This is a genomic window from Mesoplasma chauliocola (assembly GCF_002290085.1).
In the GTDB taxonomy this organism is placed as follows: domain Bacteria; phylum Bacillota_I; class Bacilli_A; order Mycoplasmatales; family Mycoplasmataceae; genus Mesoplasma; species Mesoplasma chauliocola.
Genome location: NZ_CP023173.1, coordinates 107,670 through 125,420, shown reverse-complemented (window position 1 = coordinate 125,420; position 17,751 = coordinate 107,670). Strand labels below are relative to the sequence as shown.

Here is a 17,751-nt window from a genome sequence, read left to right as displayed (position 1 = left end):
AAAAAACATGTTAAAATACAAAAAAACCACCTTGAAGATGGTTTAGGATTGATTAGTCAATTACGTATGGTAATAAAGCCATTTGACGTGCTCTTTTAATTGCAACAGCCAACTGTCTTTGATGTTTAGGAGATGTTCCAGTAATTCTTCTTGGTAAGATTTGTCCATTTCCTGAAATGAATTTTTTTAATAATTCAACATCTTTGTAATCGATGTAGTTAATTTTGTTTTTAGCAAAAAAGTTAACTTTTTTTCTTTTTTTAACGAATTTTTTCATTGCCATAATTTTGTAGCCTTTCTAAATTTATATTAATCTCATAAAATTGATTCATCTTCACTTAAAATAATTTCATCTTCTTGAACATTGTTTGATGTTATTGAAGATGTTCTATTTTGAATAGGTGAATCTAAGTTTATATTTGAATTTGTTTCATCTGAAGCATTTGATCCTCTAGTTTTAGCAGATTCTAAAAAGTTTACACGGTCGGCAGTAATAGTTACAATAGTTTCATATTTTCCTTCATTTTGTGAAGTTCTCACATTAACTCTTCCAGAAACTGAAATTAGACTTCCTTTTGATAAAAATCTAGCCATGTTTTCAGCAGTGTTGTTAAATGCAAAACAAGGAATGAAATTTGTGATTTCTTTTTGTCCAGAATATTCACTAACAGCTAATGTAAAAGAAACAAATTTTCCTTGTCCATTATTTGTATTTCTTAGTTCAACGTCTTTTGTAATTCTTCCTATTAAACAAACTTGGTTCATAGTTTACTGCTCCTTTTAAAGTTCAATGAACTTTTTATTTTATATTTCTTATTTTGATTATATAACTATTTAGCTAATGCAGCACGAACTTTTCTCATGTATTCGATTAGTTCTTTTTTAGTTAAATCTCTTAAGTTAACTTCTTGTAATTTTTTTGGTAAGTTTTTTTCGATTGCAACACTTCTTAATTTATTTGAGTATTTTTGTAACTCATATCTTTCTTCATCAATGTTGTGTGATCCATCAACTTTAGCTCTTTCAGCTGCTGACATTTTTGTTAGTTTTTGTGCAGCTTCTTTTTTATTTTCAGCTTTAGATTCGTTTTCTTCAACTTCATCAGAATTATCTTCAATAGTTTCAGCTAAGTGTGCTTTGTATTTTGCTTCCATTTTTGAAACGAAGTCATGTGCTTCTTCATGAGAAACTTCTTCTTCAACTTTTTTAGCAGCTTTAACTGGTTTAACAGTTTCTTTTACTTCAACAGTTGTTTCTGTAGCAGGTTTTTCAAAAGGTTTTCTTTCACCTGGTTTGCTAAATTCTTTTTTAACAAAAGGTTTTTTAAAATCTCTTTTTGCTCTTCTTTCTTCTTCAAACTTAGTCATATCAGTTTTTGATAATTTAACTGATTGTTCATAACCTTGTTCATTTTCTGTGTTGATAATTAATGTTCTTACAACACTTTTTTCAATGTTTGCAATTCTTTCGAATTCTTTAATAGCTTCAGCTGTTGCTTCAACTATAACAACAAAATAGTGTCCTTTTTTCTTATGGTTAATTTTGTAAGCAAATTCGATTAATCCCAAATCGTTTTTTTCAATAACTTTTCCATCCTTAGAAATGATATCAATCATTCTTGATGATAAAGCGTTAACATCTTGTGTATCTTGGTCTAAGATAAACATAGCTTCATATTTTCTTAACATTTTTAATGTCCTCCTTTTGGTCTTTGGGCCTTTGGGCCAAGGAGTTAATCCCGTGTACATTAACTCGCTTAAAATATTATACAAGAAAGCCTCTTTAAAATCTACTTTAAGCTTAAAAATACCTCAATTATGCAAAAAAAGTTTAAAGGTGTATAATCATTTTTATGAAAAAGAATATTACGACAGAAACTAAAATACTAATAATTATTGAAATAATAAGTGCTTTATGTGGATTAATTGGTGTTATTTTAGGTATATTAAGTTTACTAAGTTTGAATCCAAATGTTTGAGGTGGAAAAGCAGACGAACATGCTTCTTTCATTTTCACTACATTAACAGTAGGATTTGATACTTTAAGCACACTAACAGCAATTTTAGCTTTCAAGTTTGGAGGAAGAATTTTGAAAATAAAATCTGAAAGAGGAATTAAAATTTCAGTTGCTGAAAGATTTGCTAATCGTTTAGATTTATATAGTTTTTTCTTCGGGTTATGTGGGCTAATATTAAGTATTCTAAGTTTACTATTTTTATTTGATTTTATGAATACTAATCCAGGATCTGAAATTGCTACAATTTTTTCAATAATTTTTGATTCCATGAGTGCAATGATTGTTGTATGAGTTGTTAAAATAATGCTGAAGATTAATGTTGAAGAACACAAAAATAAAAAGTAAGAAAATTAACTTATTTGCTTACTTTTTATTTTTGTTTATCTATAATTTATTTATGGAAAAAAGTAAAAATTATTATGGGAGTTTGTCTTCAACAGTTTATGATGAGTCAAAACCCCCAGGTACAAGCATTGATGGTGATATAGATTTTTACATTAAGGAGTTAATGCCACGAGATGGATTAGTGCTTGAAGCAGGAGTCGGAAATGGAAGAATGGCTATACCACTTTTAAGAAGAGGGATTGAAGTTTTTGCAATAGACAATTCTAAGGAGATGTTAAGTTTATATAAAAATAATCTTATCAAATATAATATGGAATCTGAATATCTTGAAGCCGATCTTTCTAGCTTTGAAGTAAATAAAAAATTTGAAACAATTATTATGCCTAATGGAAGTTTTTGTTTATTAAACCGAAAAGATATATTTAAGATTTTAAAAAATTTCAAGCTTCACTTAACTGAAAATGGAAGAATTTATATTGATCTAATTTTTCCAACAAGTTTTAGTGCTGGCAAAATTCATGAATTTAATTTTAAAACATCTAATTCCGAAATTATTCAAATCAAAAATAAAGCGATTTCAATAAATTGATTGGAGCAGAAAACCTATTCGGAAATAGAATATAAGTTAAATGAGCAAAATGAAAATCAACATTTTACATTATGATGATATGGTGTTGAAGAATTTACAAAAATTCTTGAAGACTTGGAATTTAAAAATATTCATCACATTGTGAACTACAATAATTTAAAACAATTAAACCTAAAAACTTTAACCTTTATTTTTGAAAAGTAAAAAAATGTATTAAACATGAGTTGATTCCCATTTTAATACATTTTTATTTATTGTATTTGTTCATTATATTTGAAAATGACATATCAAGTGTTCAATCATTTACAAAATTTGAAACTTCATTTGTAGACATAATAATATTTTCAAATTCTTCAGGTCTAAATTTTGAAAGAACTCAGTCTACTATTTTTCATCCTTGTTCAGGTTGACCAATACCTATTCTGTATCTATTGAATTCTTGTGTTCCCAAGTATTGAATAATTGATTTGATTCCATTATGTCCTCCTGCAGAACCACTTTTTTTAAATTGATTTTTACCTACAGGGAAATCCTTCTCATCATGCAAAATAATTAAATCCTTAATCCCTATTTTATAATAATGCATAATTGCTTGAACAGCTATTCCTGAATTATTCATATAAGTCTGAGGTTTAACAAATAAAACTTTTTCGTTGTTTACAGTAGAAAAATAAATAATTGAATTAAGTTCAGTTCTTTGTTGAATAAAACCATATTTGTTTATTAATTGATCAAGTGCTATTCACCCTGCATTATGCCTTGTTATTTCATATTGCAAACCATAATTTCCTAGTCCTACTATTAACTTCATTGTTTTCCTCTTTACTTGCTAAATTTTTTAATAATTGTTTGAGCTCTATCTCAAATCTGTTGCTTTTTATTATTGTAAACTTCTGTTAATGATTCATGACTAATTGAAGAATCAATCATTTCTGCTAATAAAGGGGCAACTGAAATTATCTTTAATCCTTTAAACTTTTTCTCTTCAGCTATTTGAATTGTATTTGTTACTACAACTTCTTGCACAACTTCTTCACTAATTGCAGAAACCATTCTTTCTTTTGCTGGTCCATTAAATAAACCATGACATGCAAAAATATGAACATCTTTAGCGCCTTGTTCTTTAAGTGCCTTAGCAGCGTTGATAATAGTTCCACCTGTATCAATCATATCATCGATAATAAAACAGTGCTTTTCCTTAATATCTCCAAGAACAAATTCCACCTCTGCTTTGTTGGGTTCTGGTCTTCTTTTACCAATAACTGCAATACCATTTGTTAAACCACAAGTATATGACTCAACTTTATGAACTCTTGTCATTCCCCCATAATCTGGTGAAACTAATATACACTCATTTGGATCTCATCCTTTTGCTTCAATAGTGTCAATTATTTGACTAGCTAATGTTTGAGCTGTATAGAAATTATCCATTGGAACATCAAAGAATCCCATTGATTGCGGTGAGTGAATGTCAACTGTCATTACTCTATCTGCACCTGCTTTTGTTAATAAATCAGCAACAAGCTTTGATGTAATTGGTTGTCTTCCCTTTGCCTTACGGTCTTGTCTAGCATAACCATAATAAGGAATAACGACATTAATTTTTTCAGCACTTCCACGTTTAAAAGCATCAATTGCAATAAGCAATTCCATGATGCTATCATTAACTGGAGTTGAAGTTGATTGAATCACATAAATTTCTTTTCCTCTCACTGAATCTAAAGATTCAATTAAGATTTCACCATCAGCAAATTTTAATGTTTTTACTTCTTTTCTTTTTACACCTAATATATCACATATCTCTTGAGCTAATTCAATCCCTTGTGTTAACCCAAAAATATGCACATTTTCTTTTCTTGAAAGCATTTAAATATTTCCCCTTTTGTTCTTATAATATCAATTATTTTTTTAAAGTTCTTGAATAAATCTTGTCAACATTTCTAATAAAGTAATTTATGTTAAAAATTTCTTCAATTTTACTCATATCTTTTACATATTTATTTAATCCGTTTCTAATTAAACTCTCTTTAAAATCAACTTTTGAATTCATTGTTTCAAATGTGCATTTTTGAATAAAGTCGTAAACTTCTTCTCTTGATTCATCACAATTAATTAAAATGTAATTTAGCATTGGCTGACTATAAAAAACATTAAATTGACTATTTATGTGTTCTAACATTTTTTCTTCATCAATTACTAACTCTTCTAATGTTTCTTTCAATCTATTTAGTGAATAAACTAAAACATTATAAATATCACTTAAAATGATTCTTTCATTTGAACTATGTGAAATGTCTCTCTCATGTCATAACACATTGTTTTCAAAAGCAACGTTTGTGAATGAACGCAAATACCTTGAAAGTCCTGTTATATTTTCAGAACTAATAGGATTTTTTTTATGTGGCATTGAACTTGAACCTTTTTGATTGGGTTTAAATCCTTCATGTCATTCTTGTACTTCACTTCTTTGAAATAATCTTATTTCAGTTGCTATTTTTTCCAAAGTAGAGGCAATATTAGCAAACACACTGATAAGGAACGCATGTCTATCTCTTTGTGTTACTTGAGTTGATATATTATCAATTCCCAATCCCATTTCATTTGCAACTATTTCCTCAATTTCAAACTCCATGTTTGCATAATTTCCCATTGAGCCTGATATTTTTGCTACTTCAATTTGTTTTCTTGCTAAATAAAATCTTTCAAGTTGTCTATTTAATTCATCAAATCACAACAAAAATTTTAAGCCCAAAGATGTTGGTTCACCATAAATGCCATGTGATCTTCCCATAGTTAAAGTATTTTTGTATTTTAAAGCTTTATCTTTTAAAACGGCTTTTAATTCTACTAATGATGCAACAACTATTCTATTTGATAATTGAATTAACTTATTTTGAGCTGTGTCAACAACATCAGTTGAAGTTAATCCTAAATGAATTCATTTTTTCTCTTTACCTAAAGTTTCAGAAATAGCTCTTGTAAATGCAACAACATCATGACGCGTTTCTTTTTCGATTTCTAACATTCTTTGAATATTAATTGATGCATTTTGACTTATTAAATTATATTCATCTTGTGATACTATACCCATTTTCATTCAAGCATAACTGACTTTTTTCTCTACATCTAATCAAATATTTAATTTATTTTCATCATTTCAAATATCTTCTATTTTTTTAACTGTATATCTATTTATCATTTTTACACCTTGTTTAATGATTACATTATTTCTTTCATAATTACTGTTTGAAGTCTATCTGGTCCAACTGAAAAACCTGATATTTCAATTTCGCATAATTCAGCTATTTTATTTAAATATGCTTGAGCATTTATAGGTAATTCAGTAAAAGATTTGACACTTGTTATATCTTGTTTTCAACCTGGCATTGTAATATATTTAGCTTCACATTTTTCATGTTTAGAGCTTGTTGGTGGCATAAAATCAATTTCTTTATTATCTAAAATATATCTTTCACAAATCATAATTTCATCCATACCTGATAAAACATCTAATAAAGTTATGAATAAATAATCAAGACCCGAAGTTCTAATTGCATGTCTTAATGCAACCAAATCAATTCAACCAACTCTTCTAGGTCTTTTTGTATTTGATCCATATTCATGTCCTCTTTCTCTAATTCCATCACCTACATTATTTACAAGCTCAGTTGGAAAAGCACCAGCACCAACTCTTGTTGAATAAGCTTTAACTACACCAAGAGTATTTTTAATTAATTTATGAGAAATTCCTGTTCCTGTTGAAGCATTATTTGCAGAAGTGTTTGAACTTGTTACATATGGATATGTACCATGATCAATATCTAAAAGTGCACCTTGAGCACCTTCAAATAATACTTTTTTGCCTTCTTTAATTGCTCTTTCAACAAATATTCCAGTATCCGTGATAAAACTCTTAATTACTTTATAATCATTCATTAGTTGAGCAAATGTTTCTTCAAAACTAATTGATTCAACATTAAACATATTTTTCAAAAATTTCATTTCATATTCAAAAATTTCTTTAAATGTTTCTTTAAAATTTGTCTCTTCAATATCTGCGATTCTAATCCCTAATCTTGATGCTTTATCTTGATAAGTTGGTCCAATTCCTCTTTTTGTCGTTCCAATTTTTCTAGCACCTCTTGCCTCTTCTTGAGCTCCATCAATTAAAATGTGATAAGGCATAATTAACTGAGCACGATCAGAAATTAAAAGCTTTCCTAGTTCCACTCCACTGGCTTTAATAGTATTTAACTCTGTAACTAGATTCTTTAAGTTAACTACACATCCATTACCAATTACACTAGTGACATTGGGATTAAAAATTCCTGAAGGTATAATTGTGACCTTATGTTTTTGACCATTAAAGTTAATTATGTGTCCAGCGTTATCTCCACCAGCAAATCTAACAACTACATCTGCTTTTTGGGCAAAATAGTCAGTCATTTTTCCTTTTCCTTCGTCTCCTCATTGAGCTCCTACAACAACTAATGAATTTATTTCTTTCATAAAATCCTTTCTAAAACAAAAAATAACCTCTTTGCTTTTCGGCAAATTTAGGTTATTTTTACATTATTTGAGTTATTTTGTTGGTTAGTCTATTTAGTTTTATTGACTTAATTAAAACCTTCATTTTAATAACTCCTCTGTTTTACTTACTAAATTATTATATATAAAATCATAATAATTTCAAACTTTAGTTCAATTTTAAGTTACTTTTGTCATTCTTTAATTGTTCTATTTCATTTTGCTGCTCAATAACAACATTATTTAATTTTCTTAACGCATTATCAAAGAATAAAATTAAGTTAGATTGAAGTACTGATAGTGAAACGATTTTATCTTTTCTTTCTTCATCAGGCATTTCAGTTTTTTGTAAAAATTCCATTTGCTTATTGTACTCATTCATACCAGCTTGTAAACTTTGTAAAATATTTGGTAATGCAATTTTATTAAAATCTAACTCTGTAAAAATATCTGGTCTTGCTAAATCTTCTTCTTTTGAATAATCATTTGTTTCAAATTCAAATGACTCAGATTTAAAGAATACATTATAAACTTCAATTAATTTTTGAATATTTTCCAATCTGATTGGAGTTGAAAGATTTGTTCCGTTAATTTCAATTGGTTTAATGTTTTTTGTATCAGTTATTCCTAAATTCCCTTTAAAAATTGCATAAACATCGTCGTGAGTTAATTCTTTATTTTGTAAATCTACAATAACAGTTGCTGATTTCTCTTTTGGCAATCCAAAACCTAATAACCTATTTGGTTGATTAATATCTGGTCTTAAAACCAAGAATACGATATCTCCACTTAAAAGCGGATTCATTTGTACATCTACTAAGTTTTTAGCATCATAAAATGTTCAAGTATTGATTTTCATATTGTTTCCTCATTTATTTCTTTCTAATATTATAACTTAAAGCTCTAATAATTTTTTAATGCTTCAAAGATTGTTTTAACAATATAACCTTGGCCTTTAAGGCCAACCCTAACAACTCTTGAACAATCAATGTGTAAGAATTTTTTATCCTCTGCAAAGAACGTCAAGAATGCTGCTGCAGTTGAACCACCAGGTCCTTTATTACACGAATTAGTTAAGTCAGCCAAAATTGAATCATTTTGAACTTGTTCTTTATGATCTTCAAAAATAGGTAATCTTCAAAATCTTTCTGTAGTGTATTTAGAAGCATTTTCAAGATTTTCTCACATTTCATCAAATTCTGTAAATACACCTGATGCAGATTCCCCAAGAGCCATAGCAGTTGCTCCTGTTAGGGTTGCAATATCATAAATTTTATCAGCATTTTTTTCTTTAATAGCATATGTTATACCATCAGCCAAAATTAATCTTCCTTCTGCATCAGTATTGTTAACTTCAACAGTTAAACCATTTTTTGATTTTAAGACTGACTCTGGTAAAGTTGCTTTTGTTCCTATTAAATTATCAGTAAAAAGACCTATGGCTACAAAGTTAACTTTTGCCTTTGCTTCGGCTAAAGCCATTGCTATAGACACAACAATCGCAGCACCAGTCATATCAAATTTCATTCCCTCAATAAACGTTGAAGGTTTTAAATCATAACCTCCAGTGTCAAAGCAAATCCCTTTTCCAACTAATGCAATTTTTTCACCACCTGGATTATTATTGTATTCTAAAACAACAACGTTTGCTTCATGATTTGATCCAGCATTCACAGCTAAAACTAAGTTCATATTTAAATTTTTTAATTCTCTATTTTTTAAAACTGAAACTTTTAATCCTTCGATGTTTATTGCATCTTTTGATATTTTTTCACCATAAAAATTACTTGTTCCAATATTTGGCGGAAAATCTTGTAAGTCCCTTGCATAATTTACATATTTATTTTTAATAAGGTTTTCTTTATATAAATCATCATATTCTTCCGCTTCAATATTAAATACAAAATTATTTATTTTATTCTCTTTTTTATAAGTAATTTTTTCATGAGTCTCAAATGAAATTATTTCAAATATAACATTAAAAAGTACTTCAGGTGAGATTTCAGGTAAGGCAAGTTTAAAAGTATCAAAATTTATTGTTGTATCACCCTTTGAATTTTTAATAAATTCTGACATTCCTAATTTAACTTGTCTTAAATTTGACATAGAATCTTTTTTTATAACTAAGTAGAAAGTATTTTCTTCGCTAATAAAACTAACTTTTCCAGGTTCAAAATCAACTTGCTTATTTGATGATTCATTGTTTATAGCTACAAGCTTATACTTTAAGTTTTTATTATTAATTGTTATCATGCAAATTCTCATTTCTATTTAAAAAAATCATAAGCTTTAATACTTATGATTAAAAAAATTAATTATTTTAAAACTTCAAATAATGTTTTAATTAAAATACCTTGTCCACGACCATCAATATCTGCTGTTCCAGCAATATCAAAGTGAATAAATTGTTTTTCTTCTGCAAATTCATTTAAGAATGCTGCCGCAGTTGAACTTCCTTCATAACCTTTAACAGCATTTGAAAGATCTCCTAAGATTGCTCCTGCCTTCACTCTTTCTAAATGTTCTTCATAGATTGGTAAACGTCACATTCTTTCTCTAGTTTTTAGTGAAGCTGCTTCAAAAGTATGTCATAATTCATCTTGATGTGTAAATGCACCAATTGCTGAATTTCCTAAAACCACTAATAGTGCCCCTGTTAATGTTGAAGCTTCAATAATTCTTTCAACACCTTTTTCTCTAATTGCATAAGTCATTCCATCAGCTAATACTAATCTTCCTTCTGCATCTGTATTGTTGATTTCAACAGTTAAACCATTCATTGATGTTAAAACTGATTCTGGTAAAGTAGCTGTTGTTCCAATCTTATTGTCTGTAAACATTCCAACTGCAACAATATTTGCTTTTGCTTTTGCTTTTGCTAATGCCATTGTTGCTGATAACATAATTGCAGCACCAGACATGTCAAATTTCATTCCTTGCATTGAAGCTGATGGTTTTAAGTTATACCCTCCAGAGTCAAAGCAAATCCCTTTTCCAACTAATCCTGTTTTTGGTTGTGTTGCATCTCCACAATATTCCATTACAACAATTTTTGGCTCATGAGCTGAACCTGCATTAACTCCTAAGAATAATCCCATTCCAAATTGTTCCGCTTCTTTTTTACCTAAAACAGTAACTTTTAATCCATCAATAGTTGCTGCATCTTTTGATATTTTTTCTGCATAATATTCACTTGTCCCAATATTTGGTGGAGTATCTTGTAAATCTCTTGCATAATTAATCATTTCAGTTTTAATCAATGCTGACTTTTCTAATTCATTGAAATCTTTTTTTGTAACAATGTTAAATTCTACTTTTGATGATTTTGAATCTTTTTTATAAGTTACTACATCATGAGATAAAAACGCAATTGTTTCATAAACAGTGTTAAATACTAATTCGCTGTGTTCTTCTCCCATTAAGTTAATAATTGAATCCAATTCAATGTTTAAGTTATATTTGTAATTTGCTAAAGCTGCTTTTAAGCCTGCCTTAATTTGTTTTACTCTGCATCCTTTTTGTTTAATAACTAAATAGATTGTTTTGTCTTCTGAAATTAAAGTCACAGCTCCTGCACTATCTTTAATAAATTCATTACCTTTGTTATCTGCAACAGCAATAAATTTAATTTCGTGATTTGTTTTATTTAATGTAATCATAAATATATACCATCTTTCTATTTACAAAAAATTATATCACTTAATAAGTAAAACAATAATAGGTTAAAACAAGAAAAAGTGGAATTACCCACTTTTATTTAAACATTTCAAATAAAGTTTTAACTAAAACACCCTGACCTTTATTTTCTTTATCAGCAGTTCCTGCAATATCTAAATGCAAGAAAGGTTTATTTTCAGCAAATTCATTTAAGAAAGCAGCTGCGTAAGAACAATCTTCATATCTTACACGACAAGCATTTGTTAAATCTGCTAATGGTGCTGCATCTTTTTTAACTTGTTTTAAATGTTCTTTAAAGATTGGTAATCTTCAAAATCTTTCGCCTGAACTTTCAGAAGCAATATTTAATTTATTAATTAATTCTTCTGAATGTGAAAATGCCCCAGTAGCATTGTGCCCTAATGCAAATAACACAGTTCCTGTTAAAGTAGAGGCATCAATAACTTGATCTACATTTTTCTCTTTAACAACATAACTAATACCATCTGCTAACACTAGTCTTCCTTCTGCATCCGTATCAAAAATTAAAACTTTTTTTCCACTCATTGAAGTTACTACGGAATCAGGGAGTGTTGCATTCTTACCTATTTTATTATCTGTGAACATTCCCACAGCTACAATGTTTGCTTTTGATTTGGCTTTTGCCAAAGCCATTGTTGCTGATAAAACTACAGCTGCTCCAGACATATCAAATTTCATTCCTTCCATATAATTTGAAGGTTTTAAGTTATATCCTCCAGAGTCAAAACAAATCCCTTTCCCAACTAGTCCTGTTTTGGGTTGTGTTGAATCTCCACAATATTCCATTACAACAACTTTCGCTTCATGAGCTGAACCAGCGTTAACTGCTAAAAATAATCCCATTCCTAATTTTTCGGCTTCTTTTTTACCTAAAACAGTAACTTTTAATCCATCAATGTTTGATGCATCTTTTGATATTTTTTCTGCATAATACTCACTTGTTCCAATATTTGGTGGAGTATCTTGCAAATCTCTTGCATAATTTGTGTATTCAGTTGTTAGTTCAAGTTCTTTAAATAATTTATCGTAATCTTCATTAACCAAAAGATTATATGAAAAATTTTCTTCTTTTGATGTTGATAAACCAACATGCTTTTCAAAAGATATTGTTTCATATACTATTCTAATTATTTTTTCCTTACTTAATTTATTAGCTAGTTTAAAAAAAGATGACATTTCAATATCTAAATTAAAGTCAAATGAAGAAATGATACTTTTAATAGCTGATGAAATTTGCTCTTCAAATGTATCTTCTCCTTCTTTTAAAACAACATATATTATTTTGTCTTCTGAAATCAATGTTGCTGTTCCAGCTTTATTTTTAATAATTTTATTTTGTGAATTATCAGCTACTGCTTTAACACTTATTTCTTGTTTTTCTTTATTTATGTAAATCATTTTTTTCTCCTATGTTATTATTTCTTTTGCTTTTTGTCTGCGTGTGTAAATTTTTATTGAACCTCATACTAAAAATACAAATCCAATAAATAGAATAATTGCGTATAAAATATATGAATAGCTTAGAACATATACTAATGAAATTCCTGCGCTTTCATTTATTAGTGGGGACAATTTTTCAATTAGAAACTTATTAATGACTATAGCTCCCATAATAGCCATAAAAGCCGATATAAAATATCCTGTAACTAAATATTTATTAATTTCTCTGGGTCTATAACCAAGAGATTTAAATAAAATAATCGTATTTTTATTTTCCATTAAAATAAGTGATATCAACACCAATGATATTGCTATTACCATTCCTACCAATGCTTGATCTATTGCTCTCATTACCTTTTGGAATGGCTCAGCTTTTTTAAGAATAGCATCTCTTATTAATCTATAGTTTCATATATCATTTGATATTGAATTTAGGTATATACCATTTTTTGAAGATCAAAAACTATCAATATCACCATCAATATAGCTTAGAAGATCCGTTCTCTCTAAATCAACATTTTCTGACGACTCGCTTTTAGCAGTGGTGTTTGTTAATCTAGGTATAGTTAAAAACCTTAAATTTACAGGTAAATCATCTGTTGAAAATTGAGCATTATTTAAAACTAAAGTATCCTCATGATTAATTGATCCTGATTTTTTAATAGTATCATCTATAAACTCTAGGTAACTATTTCATTCTGCAGATATAATTTGATTATCATCTAATATAGTTGAATATGCTGATTGATTATCAAAGGCAACAGCTCTATTTAATAATGTATATTTAAGAACTTCAAAATAATCTGTTTTTTCAAAATAGACATTTGGGGTTAAAAGATCATTTTTTTGAATACCAGATATTCTTATTGGTATTCTTATATCTTCAAAATAATCTGTTTTAAGAGAATCTACACTCATTAGCATTGTGTCTCCTACACTAAAACCCATTCTATCAAATAGCGGTCTAGATATTTCAACATTCAATGCTTTTGCATTTGTTTTATTGTTCATTGTAATTTCAGTTATTGTGCTCTGTTTATAAAGCTCACTTGTTTTTCCAAAAGATTTTTGATTTTGATTTCTACTTGCTGAAACAGCTGTTGCTTGCCCTCTAAAAGAACCATCAGCAATACTTGAAAAAGACACACCTGAACTTCAATAACTTTTCTTATCAGGCTGAATAAAAGTTTTACCAAATAATAAATTAATTGGTAACTGTGAAGTTTCATTTAAACCAAGATTTGTCATGTTAACCTTCATAGTGAATATATAATCTTGAAAAATTTTGTAGTACTTTCAAATTTTTTCTCTATTTGAATTAATTCAATTTACAGCTTCATTCTTATTTTTTTCTGAAATTATTTTGTCATCATGTAATTTATTTACTTTTAAAATTACAACATCCAAAATCAAATTAAATGACTCTTCTGAATTTGCAGAATTTGCCAAATCTCATATATAGTCACCAGTTAAAATATAGTTACCTAAGTCATTGGTTGAAGTACCTGTTAGAGAATGCGGAACATCAATATTTAGAGTTGTAAACACTAACATGTTAATAAAATCATCACTTGTTCTAATCTTAATAAAATCTTCCATTTTGTCATAACCCAATATTTGATCATTAGATGAACTATACGTTATGGTTTGAGTTTTTTCGTCTTTATTTTCTTGTAAATCTCATCATTTGCTTTGATATTTTATTGATACATCAGGATATGCAAACTCAACCATTGAATTTGCAGAATTTTTAACGGATACATTAAATTGAAAAGTAAATAGAATTACTGAAAAGGCTAGCATAAGTATAATAAAACAATAAATATTCTTAGCTATATTAAGTAATGCAAATGACAATCCAATTCTAGTTCTGCTTGGTAAAGGCAACATAAATTTCTTAATGTATATTATAGGAGCAGAAGGTTTTTTACTTTCTTTAAATTTATTTATTTTTGATTTTCTACCACTTAGTACAATAAAATTATTAAATAAGAATATGCTGAATATCATAAATAGAATTAAAAATGAAAACATTACAAACTTTCACGTAATCATTATTGTTGGTCAATAAAATGAAAATGCTGTTTTAACAGCGGTTGAAAGCATGTTTGACATTGGAATAACAATAAAAAATGAAAGAATGAACGAAATAATTATTGGTAATATTGCTGATATTGAGGAAATTAGAGTTAACGAAAAATTATTACATCCCATCGCTTTTAAATTATAAAAAGTTTGTCTCTGAAGTCTTAAAAAGTTTTCAGACATAAAATAAAATACAATGAAAACAACCAGTATTAATCCAATTATTACAATAGTGAGAATTTTATTTAATAAAAACAAAGTTATTGTAAAAACGTTATCTTGAAATGAATTATCTCAAATTAAATAGATTTGCTCGTATTTTGTTTGAGGTTCAATGCCATATCCCTTCATAACAAAGTTTTCATTTAAGCTTTTTGATAATTTTTCATATGTATATGAAACGCTATTATTTTGCTCAAGTACTAATAGTTTTTGATTATTAAGTCTTTTACTATCAAATGCTTTCTGATACCCTCTATAATCAAAAAGAACATTTCCTTGATTATCATTCATGGTTGTACTATGTGGAGTTATCATAGTTCCTTTTATTATCATTTCAAAATATGAATCATTATAAATATAATTAACTTTATCTCCAATAGATAAATTATTTACTTCTAGGTACTTTGGTGTAACATAAACAAATTCACCTTTGTAAATTTTTTCTTGATCTTTACTTGAAAAGCTTTTAGTGTCCCTATCTTCGTAAACAACAAAGTCATTTGCAGAGGATCTATGAAATTCAGGATGTTCTTCATATTCTTCTAAAGTTTTAAAGTTATTTTCATAGCTTGGACTTAAAGTTACAATTATTGAATTTTTAAATTCATCAGTCAACCCTCATCTATTTGGATATGCTCAAAAGTCAAAATCAGTTAAAGTATCATAATAGTAAAGCAACATTAACTCACCAGATATATACGATAAATTTTTATCTAAATCATCATTTATCTTTTTAAATATTCTTATATCTTCAATTTTATATCCATGATATTCATTTATTTTTTCTTCATCAATTCAATTGCTAAAATTTTCAATATTTCCTTTTGCATACTTTCCTAAAAAATCAATATAAGAATTGATTGTATATTCTAGCTTGTCAAAAGTTATTTCATTTTTTGTTTCTTCATAAATATTTGAAAGTATATATTCTCTTAATTTTCCATTTTTATCAATTATTGAACCAAATTCCAACTCAGGATCTAACTCAGAAGGATCACTTTTGTATTTTTCTTGACTTGCTAAATTATTTGAGACATATATCTGGCCTGCATAGCGAGTTTGGTAAGCTTGATTTAAATTAAATTCAGCATATGTTAAAAAAGAAATTATTCCCAAAATAACACCTAAAACAATTGTCAAAAATAAAATAAAAACTAGGTACAAAATACCTTTGTTTTTATAATCTTTTCAAGATTGTTTTATTATTAATCGAAGTCTCATTTCTACTCCTTTTTATTTTTTAATTATAAAAAGATATTTGTCAATATACATGCTGTTAAAGCAACAGTGAAGAAAATTATACCTAATGTCATCATTCAATTTGAAAGAGTTTTATCTAAACCACGTTCCTTTGAATTTGAAAATAATTCATCATTTCCACCATTTAATGCACTCAAACCACTTTGTGAATTTTTATTTTGAAAAATACCAATTAAAATCATAATGATAGAAACAATCATTGCAACTATTTCAATAACTAAAATTATAATTTGTGCTGTTGATGAACTCATATTATATTCTCCTTTTTGTTTTTTATTTATTTAATATTACTACATTTTCTATTTTAATACTATAAAACCCACTATTTAGAGTGGGTTTTTAGAAGTTCTTCTGGTTGAACATTTAATCCTTCAACAATTTTTTGAAAAACCTTTAATGTTATATTTCTTCTTCCTCTTTCAAAGTCTGAAATATAATTTTTAGAAATTCCGCATCTAAAACCAAGCTCTTCTTGGCTTATTTTTTTGGCTTGTCTAATTTTTTTTAAGTTTTTTGCCACTATCAAAAGCAACGCGTTTTCGTTTTCGTATTTATTCATTTTTCTTTCCGCCTTTTTTCCTAATATAATTAAACAACAAAAAAGTAATTTTGTCTAATTTTTAAATTCAGCGCTAAGTTTTTCAATAATTTTGAATAAATTACTAATTCCAGATTTTGTTATTTCAAACCCGTTCTCGTTCATTAATTCAGTCAGTTCAGAATAAGATGCATTTGGGTTTTGAATTCTTAAATCACAAAGATGAACTGCTTTTTCTGATAATTTTTTCATTCCAAAATTTGATTGTATTTTGCTAATTTGCTCAATCTGCTTTAAACCCGTAGTTAATGCTTTTTTTTCATTTGAAATATCAATGTTATTAACTCTATTTACATTGTTTGAAACGTCTCTCATAATTCTTTCATTTTCAAAACTCATAACTGCTTGATAAGCATCAACAAATTTCAAAAAATCTGAAACCATAATTGCTTTTTTAATATAACAAATAAATAACTTTTCATTTCTTTTTAAAACTTTGAAATCAAAACCATAATTATTCATAAGTTCTACAATATATTTTGCTGATAATTCTTCTTTGAATTGTAATTCAAGATGATAATTTGTTGTTTCAGGTGAATTAACTGAACCAACAGCAACAAAAACTCCAGCCATATAAGCTCTTTTTAAATTAGTAAGTTCTTCTTTTTTTACCTTAATTTTTAAAGGTTTAAAATCTATTATTTTCGAGTTACTTTCATCTCAAATATTTAAAGATTTAAGAAAATCAGAAATTTTACCAATCAATGTTATTTGAAATGTCTTATTTTGTTTTAAAGTTTGAGTTTGAGAAACTGATATTTCAATGTGCCCATTAAACATCTTTTTACAAAGACTAAATATATTTCTAGCTATTTTATTACTAATCGAAGATAACTTTAATTTTTCGTTTCCAGAACTTCAAATTAATTCAGCATTATATTTTATAAAACCTGACAAAAAAGCTTTTGCAAGATCATCTTCAAAAGTGTGTGAAATTACTTCTTCTTTAACTTTTAATGCAAATGACAT

General features: G+C 27.5%; 17 protein-coding genes. 2 read left to right on the top strand and 15 right to left on the bottom strand.

The genetic code is table 4. The features are described 5' to 3' along the window. Positions 1-52: 52 nt before the first annotated feature. The 3 genes from rpsR to rpsF all read right to left on the bottom strand — a co-directional run bounded on the left by rpsR (position 53) and on the right by rpsF (position 1,688). The gene (rpsR, locus tag CK556_RS00485; protein WP_011182979.1) at positions 53-283 is read right to left on the bottom strand and encodes a 30S ribosomal protein S18; all 231 of its coding nucleotides are present in this window, start codon (positions 281-283) and stop codon (positions 53-55) included. A gap of 26 nt (positions 284-309) precedes the next feature. Continuing rightward, positions 310-765, bottom strand: a complete 456-nt coding sequence (locus CK556_RS00480; protein ID WP_027875775.1) for a single-stranded DNA-binding protein — start codon at positions 763-765, stop codon at positions 310-312. A 65-nt stretch (positions 766-830) separates the two neighbouring features. Then, on the bottom strand, positions 831-1,688 hold the full coding sequence (rpsF, locus tag CK556_RS00475; protein ID WP_084545428.1) for a 30S ribosomal protein S6: 858 nt from the start codon (positions 1,686-1,688) through the stop codon (positions 831-833). 164 nt (positions 1,689-1,852) lie between these two features. On the opposite strand from rpsF, the gene CK556_RS00470 reads away from it, so the two are divergent. Then, positions 1,853-2,362, top strand: a complete 510-nt coding sequence (locus CK556_RS00470) for a hypothetical protein (protein WP_027875776.1) — start codon at positions 1,853-1,855, stop codon at positions 2,360-2,362. 52 nt (positions 2,363-2,414) lie between these two features. Next, entirely contained in the window at positions 2,415-3,155 is a 741-nt protein-coding gene (locus tag CK556_RS00465; protein ID WP_169728217.1) for a class I SAM-dependent methyltransferase, read from the top strand. 43 nt (positions 3,156-3,198) lie between these two features. Here the strand turns inward: CK556_RS00465 and pth are convergent, their stop codons facing one another. The 12 genes from pth to whiA form a co-directional block, all read right to left on the bottom strand. Continuing rightward, complete coding sequence (gene pth / locus CK556_RS00460; protein WP_027875777.1) at positions 3,199-3,762, bottom strand: aminoacyl-tRNA hydrolase; 564 nt, start codon at positions 3,760-3,762, stop codon at positions 3,199-3,201. A gap of 11 nt (positions 3,763-3,773) precedes the next feature. Further along, the gene (locus tag CK556_RS00455) at positions 3,774-4,817 is read right to left on the bottom strand and encodes a ribose-phosphate diphosphokinase (protein WP_027875778.1); all 1,044 of its coding nucleotides are present in this window, start codon (positions 4,815-4,817) and stop codon (positions 3,774-3,776) included. A gap of 34 nt (positions 4,818-4,851) precedes the next feature. Further along, the gene (gene purB, locus CK556_RS00450) at positions 4,852-6,150 is read right to left on the bottom strand and encodes an adenylosuccinate lyase (protein ID WP_027875779.1); all 1,299 of its coding nucleotides are present in this window, start codon (positions 6,148-6,150) and stop codon (positions 4,852-4,854) included. 20 nt (positions 6,151-6,170) lie between these two features. Next, entirely contained in the window at positions 6,171-7,460 is a 1,290-nt protein-coding gene (locus tag CK556_RS00445; protein ID WP_036246789.1) for an adenylosuccinate synthase, read from the bottom strand. Between the two features lie 187 nt (positions 7,461-7,647). Beyond that, a complete protein-coding gene (locus tag CK556_RS00440) occupies positions 7,648-8,337 on the bottom strand; it encodes a hypothetical protein (protein ID WP_027875781.1) in 690 nt (229 codons plus the stop codon). A gap of 44 nt (positions 8,338-8,381) precedes the next feature. Next, entirely contained in the window at positions 8,382-9,731 is a 1,350-nt protein-coding gene (locus CK556_RS00435) for a M17 family metallopeptidase (protein ID WP_027875782.1), read from the bottom strand. A gap of 62 nt (positions 9,732-9,793) precedes the next feature. Further along, positions 9,794-11,137: a M17 family metallopeptidase gene (locus CK556_RS00430; protein WP_027875783.1), complete on the bottom strand. Its 1,344-nt coding sequence runs from the start codon at positions 11,135-11,137 to the stop codon at positions 9,794-9,796. A gap of 94 nt (positions 11,138-11,231) precedes the next feature. Next, entirely contained in the window at positions 11,232-12,575 is a 1,344-nt protein-coding gene (locus CK556_RS00425; protein WP_027875784.1) for a M17 family metallopeptidase, read from the bottom strand. Positions 12,576-12,584: 9 nt separating this feature from the next. Continuing rightward, positions 12,585-16,145 (bottom strand): ABC transporter permease, encoded by a 3,561-nt coding sequence (locus tag CK556_RS00420; protein ID WP_036246791.1) that lies wholly within the window; start codon positions 16,143-16,145, stop codon positions 12,585-12,587. Positions 16,146-16,168: 23 nt separating this feature from the next. After that, positions 16,169-16,435 carry a preprotein translocase subunit SecG gene (gene secG, locus CK556_RS00415; RefSeq protein WP_027875785.1) on the bottom strand — a complete coding sequence of 89 codons (267 nt, stop codon included), beginning with the start codon at positions 16,433-16,435 and terminating at the stop codon, positions 16,169-16,171. A gap of 71 nt (positions 16,436-16,506) precedes the next feature. Continuing rightward, positions 16,507-16,743, bottom strand: a complete 237-nt coding sequence (locus CK556_RS00410) for a helix-turn-helix domain-containing protein (protein ID WP_036246793.1) — start codon at positions 16,741-16,743, stop codon at positions 16,507-16,509. A 54-nt stretch (positions 16,744-16,797) separates the two neighbouring features. Continuing rightward, positions 16,798-17,751 carry a DNA-binding protein WhiA gene (gene whiA, locus CK556_RS00405; RefSeq protein WP_027875787.1) on the bottom strand — a complete coding sequence of 318 codons (954 nt, stop codon included), beginning with the start codon at positions 17,749-17,751 and terminating at the stop codon, positions 16,798-16,800.